Raw genomic sequence first — 18,373 nt, 5'->3', positions numbered from 1 at the left:
TTGCACCCGGAGCGCACTACGTTGCATATGATGCAACCGGCGGCCGTTAGGGTCGCCGCGTGGAGGGAGACATCGCCTTGTCGCAATCGATTCGCCGCGCGGTCGATCTGATCCGTCGCGCCGCGGAGCACCCGCTGTCACTCACCGAGGCGGCGGAGGTCCTGGGTGTCCACAAGTCCACGGCCCTGCGGATCCTCCAGACGCTCGAAACGGCCCGCTTCGTCCGCCGGACCGGTGCCGGGACCTACGTGCTCGGCAGCGGCATCATCGAACTGTCGGAGCTCGCACTCGGCTCGATGGACCTGCGCCAGTTCGCTGCCGCGCCCCTGCGCGGGCTCCAGCGCGAGACCGGCCACACCGTGCACCTGGCGCAGCTCACCGGCGACGAGATCATCTATATCGACAAGGTCGACAGCCCGGCCTTCGACGCCGTCAAGCTGCCCTCGCGGATCGGGCGCGCGGTCTCGATCTACGCGAGCGCCGTCGGAAAGATCATTTTGGCGTACCTGCCGACGGAGGAGCGCGACCGCCTCCTCTCCCACGTCGTTTTCGAACGGTTCACCCCGACCACGTACGCCGACCGCGAATCACTCGACGCCGAGCTCGTCCGCATCCGGGAGCAGGGCTGGGCCGTGGACAACGGCGAGCACGACACGTACGTCATGTGCGTGGCCGCGCCGATCAGGGACTCGCGCGGGCGGGTCATAGCCGCCGCCTCGATGACCGCGATCGAGGTCATCGCAAGCCTCGACCAGTTGAAGGACAGCCTTCCCCTTCTGATCGACACCGCGAACCAGATCTCCCGCGAGCTCGGCCACACCCCCGACATCGACTGAGCCCAGGCGGCGGAGCCCGCCCTGGTTCCGCGTCGGGGGAGTGCGCGAACCGGGGCGGGCGGCCTACCTGGACCGGACCGGCACCCAGTCGGTGAACCGGCGGTGCAGGTCGGGCGGCGGCCCGCCGCCGCCCGACCCGGCGAGTTGCTCGGCGGCCTCCTCGCGCAGAATCACGAGATAGACCATCAGGCCCGGCATGTTCTCCCGGTACTCGGCGAGCAGCCGCAGCTTCGCCGGAGAGCAGGGCCAGGCGATCCCACACGCCCGGCAGCGCCAGGTGGGACGGGACGGGACATGCTCCTGCGGCCCGGCGCTCATCCGGGTGCCCGTGCGGGGCGGGAGCGGGGCGGGTACCGACGCGCGGCGTAGGGGACCGGTGCCACGTCCACCTGGCGCATCCCCTGCGGCATCACGAACAACTGCCGCTTCTCCGTCGCGTCGCCGTGCCGGTCGAGCTGATAGCAGTCGACCCAGGTCCAGCCGTACGGCGGGTGCCGGTCGGCCAACTCGCGGATCACCCGCACCAGGATCGGCTTGCCGAACTGCGGCGAGGTTTCCCGATCCAGGAGGTACACGCCGGGCTGGACCAGCGGCGTCCCGTCCGCCCGACGTGCGGTCACCGGACATCGCGGCGGCCGACCCGGTCGAACCGGCGGATGGTCGATACGGCGTTCGTGGGCTTCGGAACGGGCACGGCGGGGGCCTCCTCAGTCGACACGGAGTGTGGGAGGGCCGCCCGAAAGTGCTCGCCAGTCGGGCGGCCCGGTGCTGGTCCCGCCGACGGGTCGTGCCACGCCCACGGTTCCGCTGGTGACACTCTGATATGGAGGCCGCTACTCTCGGGAGGTGCTTCCGGCGTCCGGGCTGAGCTGGCGAAACGGCCGCCGATTCCGTGGCGATGTGGGTAATCGATCTTTGATGTGGGGGGCCCTGAATGCCTGACATGCCAAACCCCGTAGCGGCCTTCATCGTGGGTGAGATCCGTCGGGCGCGGGGAGCGGCCGGCATGACGCAGGAGGCGTTCGGTCGCGGCGCCGGCTTCAGTGCCTCCCATGTCAGCGCTGTTGAAGGCGGCACTCGGGCAGTGACGTTGGACTTCGCCCGAGGCGCCGACCGCGCGCTGAGCAACGGTGGCCTGTTCGAGCGGCTGGCGATGAAGCTCGGTGCACCGTCCTGGTTCCTGCCATGGCTCGATGCCGAGCGCGGCGCGACGCAGCTTCGCTACTTCGAACCCAACCTGATTCCGGGCCTGTTGCAGGTGGAGCACTACGCCCGTGCGGTACTGCGCACCGTGGACAGCCTGACCGATGACGAGGTCGAGCAGCGAGTCAAGGCGCGTTTGGACAGGCAAGCGATCCTGACCGGCGAACGCCGGCCGCAGTTCGTCGCCGTACTGGACGAGGCCGCGCTACGCCGCACGGGTGACGGCCTCGGCGGCATCATGGCCCAGCAAGTCGCCCACTTGATCGCGCTGGCCGAGCTTCCGCACGTTCATGTTCACGTCGTCCCCCTTGGCAGCGGCCTGCACGTCGGGCTGTCTGGGCCGTTCGCGCTGGCTCGGTCTGCTGAGGGTGTCTGGGTTGGTCACCTTGAGAATCAGCTCGGCGGGGATGTCGTCGACAAGGATGATGATGTGGCTACGCTTCAAGCGAGATGGGAGAGCGTCCGGAACGAGGCGCTACCACGCAGGCAGTCCATCGACCTGTTGAAGGAAGTTGAGAGTCACCATGGACCTCAGTAACGCCCAGTGGCGCAAGAGCACCCGCAGCGGCGCGAGCGGCGGCAACTGCGTCGAGGTCGCAGACAACCTTCCCGGCGTCGTCGGCGTGCGGGATTCAAAGGACCTGACCGGCCCGGCGCTGACCTTCGCCCCGTCCGCGTGGCGCGCGTTCGTCGCCCAGGTCACCGAACGCGCCTGACCCCAGACGCGCGAGTACGCCCGTCACTTCACGGGCGGGCGCTTTCGCGCCTTCGCAGCCGGCGGCGCGAACCTGGGCAGCAGAGTTACCTGTCCTGTTGTCTGCGCGCCATCTCGTTGATCCAGTCGGGCGCGAACGGCGACGTGCAGCCGGGTGAAGTCGGATAGTCCTTGAGCACCTGCAAGCGTTCGCCGATGTCGATCGCCCGGTTGCGGTGCTCGGCGTGCTCGATCCCGATCTGGGCCAGGCAGTGGTTCATCGCCCATTGCAGGCGATCCGGGGCATCTTTCAGCTGCGCCTCGACGACGTCCAGCAGCCCCGCAAGGTCGAGCCCTTCCGGCTGCCTGGAGACCCGCTCGGTGGTCAGTGCCCAGCCGGCACTCGCGACCACCGGATCCGGATCGGCGGACCAGGCCCGGCGTAGCTCCTCGGCGTGCGGGTTCTTCTTCACCACGTAGTTGACGAGCCAGTCGTGCACCTTGGGGGTGCGCGCCTCGCGCAACATGACGTCCAACTCGTCACGCCCGAACGCCTTCGGTCGGCAGACGAGGAGCGCCAGCAGTCTCGCCGCGGTGTCCTCCGTCTTCCAGAGTTGGCGCGCGAGTTCCTGCTGCGTCTTCAACCGTTTCGCGAGCGCCCGCAGTTTGGCGAGGTTGACGCCGTGGTCGTCACCGTGCGTGAGGTTCACCTCGCGCGTCCTCGGGTCCTCAAGCTCGGCCAGCTCGGCCATCACCTCGGCCACCGTCGTGTCCGTCATCTCAGCCTCCTGGCCATCACAGGTGAATCTAGCCGGACGGGCTGGTCGCCGGGCAGTCAGGCGTCGGGCTCCGGCCGACCCCGCTCGTGCGCCAACGCGTCCAGTAGCTCGGCCTCCCGGCCGACGCTCAGCCCGGCACGTCGGTCCCGGTGCAGGCCCGCCGTGCGCTCCCAGGCGAGCGTGTCGCGCAACAGGTCGGTGCGCGGCCGGTGGCGCAGCCCGGCGGCGACGGCCGCCGCGCCACTGCGGGCCGACCAACCCTGCCAGCCGGGCTCGACCAGCCACATCGCCAGCGACTCCGGGCCCATGTACTGGGCCACGCCCCGGGCCACCAGCCAGTCCGGGTCGACGTCGACCACCGGCCCGGTGTGCCCGCCCACCTCGCGGGACCGGGAGATCCACTCACCGAACGGCACCACCGGGCCGACCGCGTCGAACGTGCCGACCGTCCCGGACTGTGCGCTGTCCAGCAGCCAGGTCGCCAGGTCGCGTACGTCGACGACCTGGGTCGGCAGGTCGGGGGTACGGGGTACCAGCATCGGCGCCTCGGGGTCGCGGGCGGCGCGGGCGACCCAGTAGCCGGAGCGACCACTGTGGTCACCGGGCCCGCCGATCAGGCCGGCACGGGCCACCAGCAGCCGGTTGCCCACTCGCACCGTGGAGAGCTGCTCGCAGGCCACCTTCGCCTCGCCGTACTCCTCGCGGTCGACCACGTCCGAAGCCGTCGCCGGCAGGGTGGCCGCCGATTCGTCGGCGCCGGGCGTGTCGTGGCCGGCGTAGGCGCTGACCGAGGAGACGTAGCTCCAGTGCCGCGCCCGGTCGCCCAGGGCCCCCACGGCGTCGCGGACGAAGCCGGGCTGCCACGACACCTCGATCACGGCGTCCCAGTGCTGGTCGCGCAGCGCCTCGTACGCGGTGGGATCAGCGCGGTCGGCGCGGACGAGGACCGCGCCGGGCGGCACCGCACCGCTCTCTCCTCGGGCCAGGCAGGTGACCGCGTGACCCCGGTCGACGGCCTGCCGGGCCACCTCCCGCCCGAGCCACGCCGTCCCGCCCAGTACCAGCATCTTCATGCCCGCCAGCCAAGCAGCGGACGACCGTACCGGCCAAGGATCTTCGCCGTGGGCAGAACGCCCGCCGGACGCCGGGCTGCGGCTGCGTCGACCAGCCGGATCAGGTCGCCGGTCGTAGGCTGGGCGGTATGTTCCGGGATGAGGATCTTGCCCTGCTCGGCCGGCCGTTGTACGCCTTCCTCACCGTGGCGCCCCGCCCCCATCGTTGGCCCGCGCCGCGCCCGGTGTGGTTCGAGGTGACCGCCGCCGGTGACCTGGCGATGTTCTCGGAGCCGGGGTCGCCGAAGCTCGACCGCCTCCGGGAGCGACCCCGTGCCTCCGTCGTCGTCGCGGCACCACCTGGCGAGCCCGAACACTGGGTGGCGGCGGAAGGCTCGGTCACTCTGCACGATCAGGGCGGTGTCGAACTCGCGGCCCGGCTCACCGACCGGTACGGCGACTCGAGCGACCCGAAGTACCAGGCCCTGATCGAGCAGTGGCGCAACGGCGGAGTGGTACGCATCGTCCTGCATCCCGAGAAGGTGAACCGCTTCTCCGCCTGACTGGCCAGATCCATCTGGTCGATCGAACTGTCCGCTGGTGTCAGCGCGGATGGACAGGCTGGATTCGCACCTGACCCGAGTGCAGGAGCAGGAGGACCAGTGACCGACCGTGAACTGGTCCACCGGCGGGTCAGCCTGCCCAGGTGACCCGTGGTGGCAGTTCGACGAACTCGGCATAGCGGCCGAGCGCCTGCTCGACCTGCTCGCGTCGGGCCGGATCGAGGTCGACCAGGGGCGCCACGGTCAGGGTGACCCGGGTCTTGGCCAGGGTGCGCTTCCAGGTGCCGACGACCCGGCCGCCGATCACGACGGTGGCCTGGAAGACGCCGTTACCGCCCGGGATGATCGCCTGCTTGTGCTCGGGGTCGAGCATCAGCGCCCGGTCCTTGTAGCCGAGCAGGTATTCGTCGAAGCCGGGCAGGGTCAGCACGTCGTCCACCTCGGCGCGGGGTGCGTCGAGCAGCGGAGTGTGCAGCACCGACTCGACGCCGTCGACCAGGACCGTGGTCAACTCGTCACCGGCGGCGGCGATCGCGCGCTTGGCGTCGGTCGCGGTAAGGCCCGTCCAGCCGGCGAAGTCCTGCCGGGTGGTGGGGCCGTGGCCGCGGAAGTAACGCAGCGCCAGGGTGGCCAGCGCCTCTTCCTGGTCGAGTTGGTGCTGGCCAGGTGCCCACTCGTCGAGCAGCGCGAAGGTCTGCTCGGTGCCGACGTTGGGGGCGATGCAGGTGACGCCGCGCTGGCTGGCGTACCACAGCAGGTGGTAGCCGCGTTGGCCGGCGCCGTCGATGCCGGCCGCGACGAGCGTCGCGACGCACTCGGCGCGGGTCAGCCGGCCGCCGCCGGCCAGCGCGCTGCCCAGCACGTCGGCGGCGCGATCCGCCTCCGACTCGGTGAGCCCGAGGAACTCGCGTCGCCGGGCGGCCCCGGACAGGGCGCGTACCCCGGTCAGCTCCAGCAGCCAGCGGGCGTCCCGGGCCGGCACCAGATGGATGGTGCCGCGCATCGGCCAGGTCCGCAGGGCCTCGCGGCGCTCCAACGCGCCGTGCACGTCGGCCTGGGTCGACCCGGGCAGCCGGAGACCCAGCGACCACATGCCACTGGCGAGATCCTGTGCCTGCATGGCACCGAACCACTCCACCACCTCGGCCACGCTCCCGGCCGGAGCGGCGGTGGGGTGGGACCGCAGGCGGAGGCTGGTCATTCGCAGGGCGAGCGCCTCGGCGCCGGTCAGCGCCGTCGAACCGGTGGATGCCACGAGATCGGCCACCTTCCTTCGATGGACGACGGCAGCATAGGCGCGGGCACCGACAGCCGGGGTCGGATCGGCCGGCGCCGGCTCCCCTGATCGCGCTACGCCAGCGCCGTTGATGGCGGAGCGCGATCCCCCGTTCAGGTACGCCGGTGCGGGGCGGCGACGAGGGTCGCCGGCACCGGTGTCATCAGGATGGCGCTTTCCGGCCCGGGCGAGAACTGTGATCCACGCAACTTGCGGATATCTTGAGCAAGTTGACGCCCGGCTGGCGCGGCAACGGTCAACCCTGGCGGGGCTGCGGCACCCGTACCGCCGCCATCCCGGCTGCGGCGGCGGCCTGCATGCCCAGGTCCGCGTCCTCGAAGACCAGGCAGGAACGCGGGGCTACGCCGAGCAGCTCGGCGGCGCGCAGGAACGGCTCCGGGTCGGGCTTGGCGCGGGCGTAGTCCCCGGCACAGACCAGCACGTCGAAGCGGTCCAGGATGCCCAGCGCGTCGAGTGAGGCGGTGACCGCCTCCCGGGTGCTGCCGGAGACCACGGCGAACGGGATCCGCCCGTGCGCGTCGTCGATGTGTTGCAGCACCCCGGGGATGCCGGTCGCCGTGGGCAGCAGTTGCTGGAAGCGGGCCTCCCGGCGGGCGACGACCGTCTCCAGCGGCATGTCCAGGCCGTGCTGCTCGTTGAGGGCGGCCACGATGTCGGCCGTCGGCCGTCCGGCCCAGGCATAGAAGAGATCCTCGGGGAAGGCGCATCCCCACTGGTCGAGGGTCTCCCGCCAGGCCGTGTAGTGCTGGGGCATCGAGTCGACGATGGTGCCGTCGCAGTCGAACAGGTACGCCTGGAACTCGCCGGTGGGCAGGGGCAGCATCACCGGCCCAGGCTATCGGGCTGCTCGGCCCGGCTGCTCGGCCGGTCAGAGCCGCTGGTACATGACCAGCAGGTCGACGTAGCCCTCGGACGGATGGTGAAAGCCCGCCGGGATCCGGCCGACGACCTCGAAGCCCAGTGACCGCCACAACCCCACCGCCCGGGTGTTGCTGGCCACCACCGCGTTGAACTGCATCGCGCGGTAACCGTCGGCGCGGGCCAGGTCCAGCACGGACATCCCCAGCGCGCGGCCGATCCCACGCCCGGCCGCCCGTCCAGCGACCATGAAGCTGGCGTTGGCGACGTGGTCGCCGGGGCCGAGCTGGTTGGGGGTCAACTTCGCCGAGCCGAGCACGGTGCCGTCGGGGTCGACGGCGACCACGGTGCGGCCCGGCGGCGGCACCAGCCACATCTGCCGGGCCCGTGCCTCGTCGACGTCCCGCGGCCAGGTGTACGTCTCGCCGGCCGAGACGATCTCGCGCAGGAAGGGCCAGATGCCCGGCCAGTCGTCGGCGGTCGCGAACCTGATCTCCATCGCCGTGAGCATGTCAGGCATCGCCGGCACCGGCCAGCGCAATATCCCCGGCCGGCTCTACAGCAGGCCGGCGGCCATCGCGGTGGTGACCGCCGCGGTGCGGTCCGAGACGTCGAGCTTGTTGAAGGTACGCAGCAGGTGGGTCTTCACGGTCGCCTCGCTGATGTGCAGCTGCCGACCGATCTCGGCGTTCGACATGCCCCGACTCACCAATCGGAGCACCTCCACCTCCCGTGGGGACAGCGTGTCCCGGGCCGGCCGGCGGACCTGGTGCAGCAGCCGGGTCGCCACCGACGGGGCGAGCACCGTACCGCCGCGTGCGGCGGTACGGACTGCCGCGATCAGGTCGGTCCGGGACACGTCCTTGAGCAGGTAGCCGGCGGCGCCGGCCTCGACGGCGCGCAGGATGTCGGCGTCGGTCTCGTAGGTGGTCAGCACGACCACCCGGGTGGCAGGTGACTCGGTGCGGATCCGGGCGGTGGCCGCCACTCCGTCGCCGCCCGGCATCCGCAGGTCCATCAGGACGACGTCGGGGTGCCGGTCCCGGACGACCGCCACCGCCTCGGCCTCGTCACCGGCCTCGCCGACGACGGTGATGTCGTCGGCGCCGGCCAGCATGCCGACCACCCCGGCACGGACCACCGGATGGTCGTCCACCAGCAGCACCGTGATCATTGGACCCATCTGTAGGGCACCTCCACCCGGATCGTGGTCCCCGCGCCGGGCGCGGAGCGTACGGCCACCGAGCCGTGCGCCTGCTCTACCCGGGCCCGGATCCCGGCGAGCCCGTAGCCGTCGGTGTCGGCGTCGGTGTCGAACCCGACCCCGTCGTCGGTGACCTCCAGCGTGACCCGTTCGTCGTCCCGGCACAGCAGCACGGCGACGGTGCCCGCGCCGGCGTGCCGGCGGACGTTGGTCAGCGCCTCCTGGGCGGCGCGCAGCAGCACCACCTCCACAGGGGTGCCGGGGGCGGGCCCGGTGCCGGCGGCGGCGCAGTTGGCCGGCACCCCGGTCTCCGCGCTGAACCGCTCGGTCAGCCGGTGCAGGGCCTGCTCCAGCGGCGAGCCGGTGAGCTGCGCGGGAGTGAGGGCGGCGACCAGCGTACGCACGTCGACCAGGTTCTCCCGGGCGGTCTGCCGGGCCAGGGTGAGGTGGTGACGGGCCTGCCCGACGTCGCGGTCGAGGTCTGCCTCGGCAGCCTGGATGAGCATCACCACGCTGGACAGGCCCTGTGCCACGGTGTCGTGGATGTCGGCGGCGAGCCGCTGACGCTCGGCCGCGATCCCGGCCCGGTGGGAGAGTTCGGCCAGCTCCGTCCGGGTGCGCTCCAGCTGGGCGATCAACTCGGCGCGCCGGGCGTTCTCGGCGACGGCGCGCTGTGACCATACGCCCAGTACGCAGACGACGAATACGATCATCAGCGCGATCAGCAGCGGCGCGACGAGGTCGCCCAGGTCCGGTAGGCGGGTGGCCAGGACGATCAGGTGAACCGAGTTGAGCAGCACCACCGCGCCCACCGCCGGTACGGCCGGCAGCACCATGAACACCTGTGGGCAGAGCACGAACAGCAGGAACGACGCGTTGCCGTTGAGCAGCACCGCCGGCACGTAGAGCAGGGCGACCCCGGCGAGGTAGAGGTAGCCGCGCCAGTCCTCGATCGACTCGCGCATCAGCCGCCGGCCGAAGCCGACGTACCACCCGGCCAGGGCGAGGAAGAGCGCGAGGAAGCCGACGAGGGCGGCCGGTGACCACGACGCGTCGGCGGCCACGGCCAGCGCGACGCCGGTGCCCGCCAGCGCGAAGTAGATGTCCCAGAGCCGGAAGTGGTCGCTCCACACCTCGGCGGCGACCGGCGCGGTCACCGGCCGCGCCGACCCCGCCAGCGGAAGGTGGTCAGACACAGCACCATGCCTCCGATGCACCAGGCGGCCAGCACGAGCGCGATCCGGCCGTGCTCCCAGGAGGGTACGACCTCCTGCGGGAGGATGCTGTCGGGCAGGAACACCGACCGGAAGCCCTGCGCCATCCACTTGAGCGGGAACAGCGAGCCGATCGTGACCAGCGGTTCGGGCAGCTGCCCGACGGGGGTGTAGAAGACCCCGGAGATGAAGGCGAGGACCAGGTAGGGCAGGTTCATCACGGCACCGGCGCTACGGGCGGAGCGGGCGAGGCTGCTCGCGGCGATGCCGGTCAGGGCGCAGGCGGTGGCGCCGAGCAGGAACACCCAGCCGAAGGTGAGCCAGCGGGCCGGGTCGGTGGGCAGGGACAGGTCGAAGGCGACCACGGCGATGCCCAGCAGCACGACCGTCTCGCCGACGGTGACCACCAGGGCCATCAGGATCTTGCCGATGAAGTACGCCGACGGCGGCATCGGCGCGCCGCGCAACCGGCGCAGGGTGCCGTCGTCGCGGTCGGCGGCGATGCTGGTGCCCAGGTTGATGAAGGTCGTCGAGGCGACCCCGGCGGCGATCATGCTCGGCGCCAGGTACTGCGCGGAGGTCACGTCGCTGCCGGGGTAGACGCCGTCGAAGATCGAGCCGAGCAGGGCGAGGATCACCGCCGGCATGGCGAAGGTGAACACCACGGCGTCGCGTTCCCGGAAGAAGCTCTTCAACTCGATCGTCGCGCGGTGCAGCCCGAGTCGGGCGGCGGACGGGCGGCGCGGTGCGCCGCGCAGGACGGTGGCGCTCATGACGCGTCTCCGATCAGGTCGAGGTAGATGTCTTCGAGGCTCGGGCGGCTGACCGTGAGTCCCGGCACGGTGCCGCCGTAGCGGCGGGTCAACGTCGCGATGAGCCCGGCCGGGTCGTCGGTCTCCTGCCGACCGTCGGCCCAGCGCACGACGGTGCGCGCGGTGGCCCGCCCGCCGAGGGTGGCCGGGGTCGCGTCGGCCACGATCCGGCCGCCCATGATCACTGCCACCCGGTCGGCCAGCGCCTCGGCCTCCTCGAGGTAGTGGGTGCTCAGCAGGATGGTGCAGCCCTCGTCGGCCAGCCGCCGGATCAGGGCCCAGAACTGCCGGCGGGCCTGCGGGTCGAAGCCGGTCGTCGGTTCGTCGAGGAAGAGCAGCCGGGGCCGGCCGACGACGCCGATGGCGACATCGAGGCGCCGGCGCTGGCCACCGGAGAGGGTCCGCACGCGTTCGGTGGCCTTCTCGGTGAGGCCGACCAGGTCGATGGCCTGATCGGGATCCCGGTGTCTGGGGTAGTAGTGGGCGAAGTGGCCCACGGCCTCCCGGACGGTCAGCTCGAGCAGGTCGCCGCCGTCCTGGGTGACGATGCCGATCTGGGCGCGCCAGTCGAGGTCGGTGCGGGCCGGGTCGTGGCCCAGCACGCTCACCTCACCGGCGTCGCGGTCACGGTGGCCCTCCAGGATTTCGATGGTGGTGGTCTTGCCCGCCCCGTTGGGGCCGAGCAGGGCCACCACCTCGCCGTCTGCGACGTCCAGGTCGAGGCCGGCCACGGCGACGGTGTCGCCGTACGTCTTGCGTAGTCCGCGGATGCGGACGGCGGGGGTGTCGGTCATGTCTCGATCGTCGGCCGACGCGGGTGCGGCGCGGGACGACCGATGGACGGATTCGTGGTGTCCATCGACCGGTGGACAGCGCCGCAGTGTTTGTCGGCGCAAGCATCGGGTAGTCGCCGAAGCTGATCCCGAGACGGAAGGACAAGCCATGGCAGCACAGCTCAACGTGGCGGTTATCTACTACAGCGCGACCGGCATCACGTACCAGATGGCCCAGGCGGCCCGGGAGGCCGCCGAGGACGCGGGCGCGCAGGTGCGGCTGCGCAAGGTACGCGAGCTGGCGCCGGCCGAGGCGATCCGCTCCAATTCGGGCTGGGAGGCGCACCGCCTCGACACGCAGGACGTCGAGGAGGCGCAGCCGGACGATCTGACCTGGGCGGACGTGGTGATCTTCGGCTCGCCGACCCGCTACGGGCTGGTCGCCGCCCAGCTCAAGCAGTTCATCGACGGCACCGGCCCGCTCTGGGCGCAGGGGGCGCTGGCCAACAAGGTGTACTCGGCCTTCACCTCCACCGCCACCCAGCACGGCGGGCAGGAGTCGACGCTGCTGTCGCTGTTCCACGTCTTCTACCACTGGGGCGGCATCGTGGTCACGCCCGGGTACACCGACCCGAGCCAGTTCACCTCCGGCAACCCGTACGGCGCCTCGCACACCAGCAACAACGGGGAGACCGCCCCGGACCACGTCGCACTGGAGGCGACGGCGTTGACGGCCAGGCGGGCGGTGCGGATCGGGGCCGCGCTGAAGCAGGGCCTGGCCAGCTGACCGGTGCGGACGGGCGAACGGCGGCACGGCAACGCGAACCGGCGATCCGGGCGGGGGCTCTCAGACCCGCCCGGACCGCCGGCCGTCCACATCGCTACCCCGGATCGACCCGGCTATGCCTGACTCGCCGTGGACAACTCGCCGGTCGGCGCCGGCAGCAGCTCGGGCAGCAGGTCGGCCAGGACCGCCATGCCGTCCGGGCTGAGCACCGACTCGGGGTGGAACTGCACCCCGGCGAAGCCCCGCCCGCGTAGCGCGTGCACCGCCCCGTCGGCCTCGTCGCGGGCCAGCTCGACCGGACCGTACGGGCCCTCGGTGCGGTCGGCTGCGGCCCGGGCGGTGAAAGTGGCGTAGAAACCGACCCGGCGAGGCGTACCGAAGATCGGAACCGTGCGTTGCAGCCCCTGGTAGGGCGCGTCCCGGCGATGCACGGGCAGTCCGAGCAGACCAGCGAGGATCTGGTGGCCCAGGCAGACCGCCAGCGTCGGGTGACCGGCGTCCAGCAGCTCGGTGAGCAACGTACGCAGCCGGACCATCTTCTCGGTGTCGCCGGTCGGGTCACCCGGGCCCGGTCCGACCACCACCAGGTCGTACGAGCGGACCGGCTCCTCGGCGTACCACGGCCGGACGGAGACCGACAGCCCGAGCGCGCCCAACTGGTGGGCCAGCATGCCGGTGAAGGTGTCCTCGCCGTCGACGATGAGGGCCCGACGGCCGGCCAGGGCGGGCAGGGCGAGGGCACCCGGTGGGCGCTGATCCAGCCAGAACCGGGCCAGCGGCGCGTTGCGGGCGGCCAGGGCGGCCCGGACCTGCGGGTCGTCCGCGAGGCGGGCCACCGGTCGGGGGCCGGTCTGGTGGGCCTGTGGTCCCAGGTCGAGGGCGGCCAGCACGCCGGCGGCCTTGGCGTGGGTCTCGGCGACCTCGGCCTCGGGGGTCGAGTGGCGTACCAGGGTCGCACCGACCGGGACCCGCAGCTCACCGACGGGGGAGATCTCGGCGGTCCGGATGAGGATCGGCGCGTCGAGGGTCTGCCGGCCGCTGTCGTCGTGCCCGAGCAGGGCGAGCACCCCGGAGTAGTAGCGACGTCCGGTGCGTTCGTGTCGGGCGATCACCCGGCAGGCGTTCTCCATCGGGCTGCCGGTCACGGTCGGGGCGAACATCGTCTCCCGCAGCACGTCGCGGACGTCCTTCGAGCCGCGTCCGGCGAGCAGGTACTCGGTGTGCGCCAGGTGCGACATCTCCTTCAGGTACGGACCGACCACCTGCCCACCCTGCTCGGCGACGGTGGCCATCATCTTCAGCTCCTCGTCGAGGACCATGTACAGCTCCTCGGTCTCCTTCGTGTCGGCGAGGAAGCGCAGCAGAGCGGCCCGGTCGGCGGCCGCGCCGGTGTGCCGGAACGTGCCGCTGATCGGGTTCATCATCACCAGCCCGTCGTCGACGCTGACGTGCCGCTCGGGGCTGGCGCCGACCAGGGTGCGCGCGCCGGTGTGCACCACGAACGTCCAGTACGCGCCCCGCTCGCGTACCAGCAGCGAGCGCAGCGCGGCCAGCGCGGCGGTCAGCGGCGCACCCTGCACCTGGGCGTGCAGGGTGCGGTGGATGACGAAGTTGGCGCCCTCACCGCGCCCGATCTCCTCGGCGAGTACCCGGGCCACGGTGGCCGCGTACTCGTCGTCGCTGATGTCGAAGGCGGCGCCGGTGGTGCGGACCGGGCCCTCGGGCAGCGCGTCGAGAGCGGAGGCCAGCGGCACCCGGTCGTGCCGGTCGATCCGCAGGCACTCCAGCGGTACGCCGTCGTCGACACAGGCGAAGCCCCGCTCGGCGACCTGCCGGTACGGCACCAGGGCCAGCGTGGCCGGGCCGGATGCCGCGGTGGGCAGCGGAATGTCGGCGAGCCGGTCGACGGTCTGCACGGCACCGGTGAACAGGTCGAGGTGGTCGGCGCCCTCGCGGCGCAGCAGCGCGAACGGGCCGGGGTCGGCGCCGGCAGCGAGCGCGGCGAGCAGGTCGGTCAGCGAATTCATCGGTCTCCTCGGGCCGGGTGCCGCCGTCGGGGGCGGCCCGGGAGCCGGAGAGTGACCGGCGGCCGCCTCGTCGGGCGGCCGCGTGGGAAGAGCTACGCGCGGGGGAGGGCCGCCGGGTTGGCGGGCCACCAGCAGGACAATCGCGCGAGCATGCGAACACCCTACGCGTCGCCGCACCGGTATGGAAGCCGATCGGCGTACCCGGTGCGCGGTGACGTTGTGGCGCCGGAGTCACCGGGTACGTTGACCCGCGATGAAGATTCTCGCGCTGGACCTGGGCACCTCGTCGGTGCGTGGCCTCGTGCTGGACGGCGACGCCCGCCCAGTGCCGGGTGCGCTGGCCCGCCGGGGCGTGGTGGTCACCGTCGATGAGCAGGGTGCCGGCACCCTCGACGCCCGCCACTACCTGGCCTGCCTCGCCGAATGTCTGGACGAGCTGCACGGGCAGGGCTGGCTGGACGGCGTGGAGCTGGTGGCGACCAGCGCCCAGTGGCACTCGGTGGTGCCCCTCGGCCCGGACGGTGAGCCGCTCGGACCGGTGTTGACCTGGCTGGACACCCGGGCCGAGCCGCCTGCGACGGCGACCGGTCCAGCCGACCCGCACGCCTTCCACCAGCGCACCGGCACCTGGTGGCACCGCTGCTACTGGTCGGTGCGGCTGCCCTGGCTACGGGCCCAGACCGGCAGTCGGGTGGCCCGCTTCGCCGGCCTGGTCGAGTACGTGCTGGCGCGGCTGCTCATCGAGGCGCCGATGTCGATGTCCCAGGCGTCGGGCACCGGCCTGCTGGACCTGCGCACCCTGGACTGGGACGCCGAGGCCTGCGCGCTGGCCGAGATCCGCGGTTCGGACCTCCCCGAGCTGGCCCCGCGCGACTGGCAAGGCCGGTTGAGCGCCGAGTGCGCTCGGCGGTGGCCCGCACTGGCCCAGGCGCGCTGGGTCCCTCCGCTCGGTGACGGCGCCGCCTCCAACGTCGGCTCCGGATGCGTCGACCCGTCCCGGGCGGCGGTGACCGTCGGTACCTCCTCGGCGGTGCGGCTGTTGCAGCGGATGCCCGCGTACACGGACCTGACGGTCCTGCCGCACCAGCTGTGGCGCTACCGCGTCGACCACGACCACGTGGTCACCGGGGCGGCGTACTCCTCCGGCGGGAACCTGTTCGCCTGGGCCGAGCGGGAGCTGCGGTTACCCACCGGTGCTGCGCTCGACGAGGCGCTGGCCCTGCTGCCGCCGGGTGGCGGTCGACCGGCGAGCATCCGCTTCGGCGGTGACCGCCCACCGGGCAGCGACCCCGCCGGCCTGGGTGAGCTGCGCGGGCTGGGCTTCGGCACCACCGCGGTGGAGATGCTGGCCGGGCTGATGCGCGGCGTGTGTGAGCAGGTCGTCGACGACCTGACCGTGCTGGAGTCCACGGTCGACCAGCCGGTGGAGGTGGTCCTCGGCGGCGGTGCGATGGCCGCCTCGCCGTGGTGGCGCGAGACGTTCGCCACGGTGCTGGCCCCGCGGCAGGTCCGGTTCGGGCGCCACCCGGAGATCGGGGCGACCGGTGCGGCGCTCGTAGCTGTCGGCCGGATCGCCGATGCCGTGGTGGTGGCCGACATCGGCCGGACGGATGATCAAGCCTCGACGACCACGACATAGGGTGGCGGCCGGCAGTACTCTTCCTGAACCATTCATAAGGGCAGGACGTTGACACTGCTCCGGGGCCTGGTTGGATGGACGGCGCTCCCCGGGCCGCGGCGGACGCGTGGGGGAGGAGGAGGGCGTGGGAGTAGGACCGGACCAGGCGCACGGGGTATCGCAGCACCGCCGGCGTCGGTTCGACGTCCGGGTGGTACCGCACCGGCGTCGCTCCCCCCTGCGCCTGCAGGACTGGCGGATGCGCACCAAGCTGGCCACGGTGCTGATCATCCCGTCGGTCGCCTTCCTGGTGCTGGCCGGGGTGCAGACGCAGAGCCTGGTCGGCCAGGCCGGCACGCTGGGTGACTTCGCCGGGCAGGTCGGCATCGGCCGCGAGATCACCGCGCTGGTGCACCGGTTGCAGCAGGAACGTGACCGCACCGCCGGTGAGCTGCCCGCTCTTCGCGACGCCTCCGACGACGAGGATGAGACCGATCGGGTGCTGGCCTCGTTGCAGTCGTACCGGGACGCCTCCGACCAGGCGGCGGCGGCGCTGCGCGGGGCGGCCGAGCCGCTGGCCGACGCGGACGCCTCCTGGCGGGACACCTTCGTGGTGGCCTCGCAGGCGTACCAGCAGGTCGGGTACATCCGTAACACGCTGAGCACCGTGGTACTCAGCGACGACACCATCCTCGGCAACTATCACCGTGCGGTCGACTCGTTGCTGACCCTGCTCGCGCAACCGACGCCCGGCTCCGACCGGCCCGACCTCTCCGACGCGGTGCTGCGGTACGTGCAGTTCGCCCGGGCGAAGGAGTTGTCCTCCCGGGTCAGGGCAGAGCTGTACGCGGCGGCCCGGGCCGGCGGCTACGACTCCGAGGACGCCGCGCAGCTGCCCGACCTGCGGGCACGTCAACTGACCGCGCTCGGCGCGTTCCGGATCGCGGCGACCAACACGCAGGTGTCCCGCTACGACCAGATGAGCGTGGATCCGGCTTTCGTCGCCGCCGCACGGCTCGAGGAGCAGGCACTGTCGCAGGGCGCCTCCGGGTCTTCGGTCCTGGACGCGGAGCAGTGGTGGAATGCCAGCGAGGAGCGCCACGAACTGCTCCGGGCGTACGAGGCGGACGTGGTGGCGGCGTCGGCGCGCCAGGCCGACGACGCGAGTGACGCGCAGCTGCGCGAGACGCTGCTGGTCGTAGGCGTGATCATCACCGTCCTGATGGTCGCGCTGCTGATCTCGGTGCTGATCGGCCGGTCGCTGGCCCGGTCGATCCGGCTGCTGCGGTCGCAGGCGCTGCGGATCGCGCAGATCGAGCTGCCCGAGGCACTGGCCCGGCTGCGGTCGGTCTCCGGCGGTGCACCGCAGATCGAGGTCGCACCGGCCGTCGTGCGTTCGTTGGACGAGATCGGCGAACTGGCCGAGGCGTTCGTCGCGGTGCACCGCAGCGCCGTCGGGGTGGCGGTCGATCAGGCGAACATGCGGCGCAACGTCAACGCGATGTTCGTCAACCTTGCCCGCCGCAGCCAGGTGCTGGTGGAGCGGCAACTGGAGCTGCTCGACGAGCTGGAGCGCGAGGAGGGCGACCCCGAGCAGCTGGAGAACCTGTTCAAGCTGGACCACCTCGCCGCGCGCATGCGCCGTAACGACGAGAGCCTGCTGGTGTTGGCCGGCACCGAGTCGACCCGCCGGTGGAACCGCCCGATCGGGCTGAGCGCGGTGCTGCTGGCGGCCAGCGCCGAGATCGAGCAGTACCAGCGGGTGCGGCACGAGGCGGTGGCGGACCTGCACGTCGTCGGGCACGCGGTGGGTGAGCTGGTGCACCTGCTCGCCGAACTGCTGGAGAACGCCACCGCGTTTTCCCGGCCGGACACCGTGGTGCAGGTGATGGGCCGGGTCGAGGGTCCCGGGGCGGTGATCGAGATCGCCGACCAGGGTCTGGGCATGAGCCCCACGGCGCTGGCCGAGGCGAACGGCGTCCTGGCCACGCCGCCGGCCGCGGATGTGGCGACGGTCGAGCGGATGGGTCTCTTCGTGGTCAGCCACCTGGCGGCCCGGCACGGGATCGACGTTCGGTTGCACGGTGGGGTCGGCGGGCTGGTGGCCCGGGTACGCCTGCCGGGTGCGCTGCTCGCGCCCGCACCGCCGCCGAGCCTGGACCCGGCGCCGTCGCCGCGTGGGCTGCCCTTCGCCGCAGCTCGGCCGGCCGCGACCCGGCAGCCGAATCCGGCGGAGCTGCCGGTGGCCGGGCGCCGTCCGACCACGGTGCCGCGCCAGGCTCACCCGGTGCCGGTACGCGCGGAGGACGTGCTCGCGCCGGCGGTGCCGGCGGCCAGCGGCGGCTGGTGGTCCCGGGAGGGACCGTCGTCGGCCGTGCCGGCCGTGGGCGCCGGAATGCCGGCGCCGCCGGCGGTGCCGGTGACCGCCGGTACGAACGAGCGGGGCCTACCGATGCGGGTGCCGATGGCGCAGTTGAGCGCCGTGACCCAGCCGGCCCGTCCGGAGCAGCAACGAGCCGCCCGGCACGACCCGGACCCGGAGGCGGTCGGCGGGATGCTGTCCAGGTTGTACAGCGGTGTCCGGCAGGCCGAGGCCGAGGAGACCACTGAGATACCCGTGCCGCCCGGGGCATGGAGCGAAGGAGGACGTAAGTGA

Annotated in this window: 19 protein-coding genes; 7 read left to right on the top strand and 12 right to left on the bottom strand. The window is 72.2% G+C overall.

The genetic code is table 11. The features are described from left to right. The first annotated feature begins 59 nt into the window (after positions 1 to 59). Entirely contained in the window at positions 60 to 836 is a 777-nt protein-coding gene (locus BMY89_RS27050) for an IclR family transcriptional regulator (protein ID WP_092382900.1), read from the top strand. A 63-nt stretch (positions 837 to 899) separates the two neighbouring features. Here BMY89_RS27050 and BMY89_RS27045 read toward each other — a convergent pair whose 3' ends face one another. Continuing rightward, a complete protein-coding gene (locus BMY89_RS27045) occupies positions 900 to 1,154 on the bottom strand; it encodes a flavin reductase (protein ID WP_092382899.1) in 255 nt (84 codons plus the stop codon). Then, entirely contained in the window at positions 1,151 to 1,456 is a 306-nt protein-coding gene (locus BMY89_RS27040) for a hypothetical protein (RefSeq protein WP_232521570.1), read from the bottom strand. Before BMY89_RS27040 ends, BMY89_RS27045 begins: the two co-directional genes overlap by 4 nt. Before the next feature lie 314 nt (positions 1,457 to 1,770). Here BMY89_RS27040 and BMY89_RS27035 point away from each other — a divergent pair, with 314 nt between their 5' ends. Together BMY89_RS27035 and BMY89_RS27030 are read left to right on the top strand one after the other, a co-directional pair. After that, complete coding sequence (locus BMY89_RS27035) at positions 1,771 to 2,577, top strand: helix-turn-helix domain-containing protein (RefSeq protein WP_092382898.1); 807 nt, start codon at positions 1,771 to 1,773, stop codon at positions 2,575 to 2,577. Continuing rightward, the gene (locus BMY89_RS27030) at positions 2,564 to 2,755 is read left to right on the top strand and encodes a DUF397 domain-containing protein (protein ID WP_092382897.1); all 192 of its coding nucleotides are present in this window, start codon (positions 2,564 to 2,566) and stop codon (positions 2,753 to 2,755) included. The genes BMY89_RS27035 and BMY89_RS27030 overlap by 14 nt, the downstream gene beginning before the upstream one ends. 85 nt (positions 2,756 to 2,840) lie before the next feature. On the opposite strand, the gene BMY89_RS27025 is transcribed toward BMY89_RS27030, so the two are convergent. Then, positions 2,841 to 3,512, bottom strand: a complete 672-nt coding sequence (locus tag BMY89_RS27025) for a DNA alkylation repair protein (protein WP_092382896.1) — start codon at positions 3,510 to 3,512, stop codon at positions 2,841 to 2,843. Between the two features lie 56 nt (positions 3,513 to 3,568). Then, positions 3,569 to 4,585 (bottom strand): Rossmann-fold NAD(P)-binding domain-containing protein, encoded by a 1,017-nt coding sequence (locus BMY89_RS27020; RefSeq protein WP_092382895.1) that lies wholly within the window; start codon positions 4,583 to 4,585, stop codon positions 3,569 to 3,571. A gap of 128 nt (positions 4,586 to 4,713) precedes the next feature. Between BMY89_RS27020 and BMY89_RS27015 the strand changes: the two genes are divergently transcribed. Then, positions 4,714 to 5,127, top strand: a complete 414-nt coding sequence (locus tag BMY89_RS27015; RefSeq protein WP_092382894.1) for a pyridoxamine 5'-phosphate oxidase family protein — start codon at positions 4,714 to 4,716, stop codon at positions 5,125 to 5,127. A gap of 130 nt (positions 5,128 to 5,257) precedes the next feature. Here the strand turns inward: BMY89_RS27015 and BMY89_RS27010 are convergent, their stop codons facing one another. The 7 genes from BMY89_RS27010 to BMY89_RS26980 form a co-directional block, all read right to left on the bottom strand. Next, positions 5,258 to 6,382 carry a winged helix DNA-binding domain-containing protein gene (locus BMY89_RS27010; RefSeq protein ID WP_232521568.1) on the bottom strand — a complete coding sequence of 375 codons (1,125 nt, stop codon included), beginning with the start codon at positions 6,380 to 6,382 and terminating at the stop codon, positions 5,258 to 5,260. 277 nt (positions 6,383 to 6,659) lie between these two features. Continuing rightward, positions 6,660 to 7,247, bottom strand: a complete 588-nt coding sequence (locus BMY89_RS27005) for an HAD family hydrolase (protein ID WP_307818763.1) — start codon at positions 7,245 to 7,247, stop codon at positions 6,660 to 6,662. 45 nt (positions 7,248 to 7,292) lie between these two features. Then, positions 7,293 to 7,781 (bottom strand): GNAT family N-acetyltransferase, encoded by a 489-nt coding sequence (locus tag BMY89_RS27000; RefSeq protein WP_198414141.1) that lies wholly within the window; start codon positions 7,779 to 7,781, stop codon positions 7,293 to 7,295. Positions 7,782 to 7,838: 57 nt separating this feature from the next. Further along, positions 7,839 to 8,456 carry a response regulator gene (locus BMY89_RS26995; protein ID WP_092382891.1) on the bottom strand — a complete coding sequence of 206 codons (618 nt, stop codon included), beginning with the start codon at positions 8,454 to 8,456 and terminating at the stop codon, positions 7,839 to 7,841. Next, complete coding sequence (locus BMY89_RS26990; protein ID WP_232521567.1) at positions 8,453 to 9,682, bottom strand: sensor histidine kinase; 1,230 nt, start codon at positions 9,680 to 9,682, stop codon at positions 8,453 to 8,455. The genes BMY89_RS26995 and BMY89_RS26990 overlap by 4 nt, the downstream gene beginning before the upstream one ends. Next, entirely contained in the window at positions 9,640 to 10,473 is an 834-nt protein-coding gene (locus tag BMY89_RS26985) for an ABC transporter permease (protein WP_092382890.1), read from the bottom strand. Before BMY89_RS26985 ends, BMY89_RS26990 begins: the two co-directional genes overlap by 43 nt. Then, on the bottom strand, positions 10,470 to 11,306 hold the full coding sequence (locus BMY89_RS26980) for an ABC transporter ATP-binding protein (protein WP_092382889.1): 837 nt from the start codon (positions 11,304 to 11,306) through the stop codon (positions 10,470 to 10,472). The genes BMY89_RS26985 and BMY89_RS26980 overlap by 4 nt, the downstream gene beginning before the upstream one ends. Before the next feature lie 148 nt (positions 11,307 to 11,454). On the opposite strand from BMY89_RS26980, the gene wrbA reads away from it, so the two are divergent. Beyond that, positions 11,455 to 12,072, top strand: coding sequence for an NAD(P)H:quinone oxidoreductase (gene wrbA, locus BMY89_RS26975; RefSeq protein WP_092382888.1), 618 nt, complete (start codon positions 11,455 to 11,457; stop codon positions 12,070 to 12,072). 113 nt (positions 12,073 to 12,185) lie between these two features. On the opposite strand, the gene BMY89_RS26970 is transcribed toward wrbA, so the two are convergent. Continuing rightward, positions 12,186 to 14,099 carry an anthranilate synthase family protein gene (locus BMY89_RS26970; protein WP_092382887.1) on the bottom strand — a complete coding sequence of 638 codons (1,914 nt, stop codon included), beginning with the start codon at positions 14,097 to 14,099 and terminating at the stop codon, positions 12,186 to 12,188. Positions 14,100 to 14,352: 253 nt separating this feature from the next. On the opposite strand from BMY89_RS26970, the gene BMY89_RS26965 reads away from it, so the two are divergent. Continuing rightward, entirely contained in the window at positions 14,353 to 15,738 is a 1,386-nt protein-coding gene (locus tag BMY89_RS26965; RefSeq protein ID WP_092382886.1) for an FGGY family carbohydrate kinase, read from the top strand. A gap of 124 nt (positions 15,739 to 15,862) precedes the next feature. Then, on the top strand, positions 15,863 to 18,373 hold the full coding sequence (locus tag BMY89_RS26960) for a sensor histidine kinase (RefSeq protein ID WP_170147791.1): 2,511 nt from the start codon (positions 15,863 to 15,865) through the stop codon (positions 18,371 to 18,373).

It is taken from the genome of Micromonospora phaseoli, from assembly GCF_900109115.1.
Classification (GTDB): Bacteria; Actinomycetota; Actinomycetes; order Mycobacteriales; family Micromonosporaceae; genus Micromonospora; species Micromonospora phaseoli.
Note: the sequence above shows the minus strand (reverse complement) of the source record. Positions and strands in the feature narration are given on the sequence as shown.

Excerpts from the sequence above, each read along its gene's own strand:
- BMY89_RS27045 (WP_092382899.1), bottom strand. The coding sequence starts at position 1,154 with ATGAGCGCCGGGCCGCAGGAGCATGTCCCGTCCCGTCCCACCTGGCGC.
- BMY89_RS27035 (WP_092382898.1), top strand. The coding sequence starts at position 1,771 with ATGCCTGACATGCCAAACCCCGTAGCGGCCTTCATCGTGGGTGAGATC.
- BMY89_RS27030 (WP_092382897.1), top strand. The coding sequence starts at position 2,564 with ATGGACCTCAGTAACGCCCAGTGGCGCAAGAGCACCCGCAGCGGCGCG.
- BMY89_RS27025 (WP_092382896.1), bottom strand. The coding sequence starts at position 3,512 with ATGACGGACACGACGGTGGCCGAGGTGATGGCCGAGCTGGCCGAGCTT.
- BMY89_RS27020 (WP_092382895.1), bottom strand. The coding sequence starts at position 4,585 with ATGAAGATGCTGGTACTGGGCGGGACGGCGTGGCTCGGGCGGGAGGTG.
- BMY89_RS27015 (WP_092382894.1), top strand. The coding sequence starts at position 4,714 with ATGTTCCGGGATGAGGATCTTGCCCTGCTCGGCCGGCCGTTGTACGCC.
- BMY89_RS27005 (WP_307818763.1), bottom strand. The coding sequence starts at position 7,247 with ATGCTGCCCCTGCCCACCGGCGAGTTCCAGGCGTACCTGTTCGACTGC.
- BMY89_RS27000 (WP_198414141.1), bottom strand. The coding sequence starts at position 7,781 with ATGGAGATCAGGTTCGCGACCGCCGACGACTGGCCGGGCATCTGGCCC.
- BMY89_RS26995 (WP_092382891.1), bottom strand. The coding sequence starts at position 8,456 with ATGATCACGGTGCTGCTGGTGGACGACCATCCGGTGGTCCGTGCCGGG.
- BMY89_RS26985 (WP_092382890.1), bottom strand. The coding sequence starts at position 10,473 with ATGAGCGCCACCGTCCTGCGCGGCGCACCGCGCCGCCCGTCCGCCGCC.
- BMY89_RS26980 (WP_092382889.1), bottom strand. The coding sequence starts at position 11,306 with ATGACCGACACCCCCGCCGTCCGCATCCGCGGACTACGCAAGACGTAC.
- wrbA (WP_092382888.1), top strand. The coding sequence starts at position 11,455 with ATGGCAGCACAGCTCAACGTGGCGGTTATCTACTACAGCGCGACCGGC.
- BMY89_RS26970 (WP_092382887.1), bottom strand. The coding sequence starts at position 14,099 with ATGAATTCGCTGACCGACCTGCTCGCCGCGCTCGCTGCCGGCGCCGAC.
- BMY89_RS26965 (WP_092382886.1), top strand. The coding sequence starts at position 14,353 with ATGAAGATTCTCGCGCTGGACCTGGGCACCTCGTCGGTGCGTGGCCTC.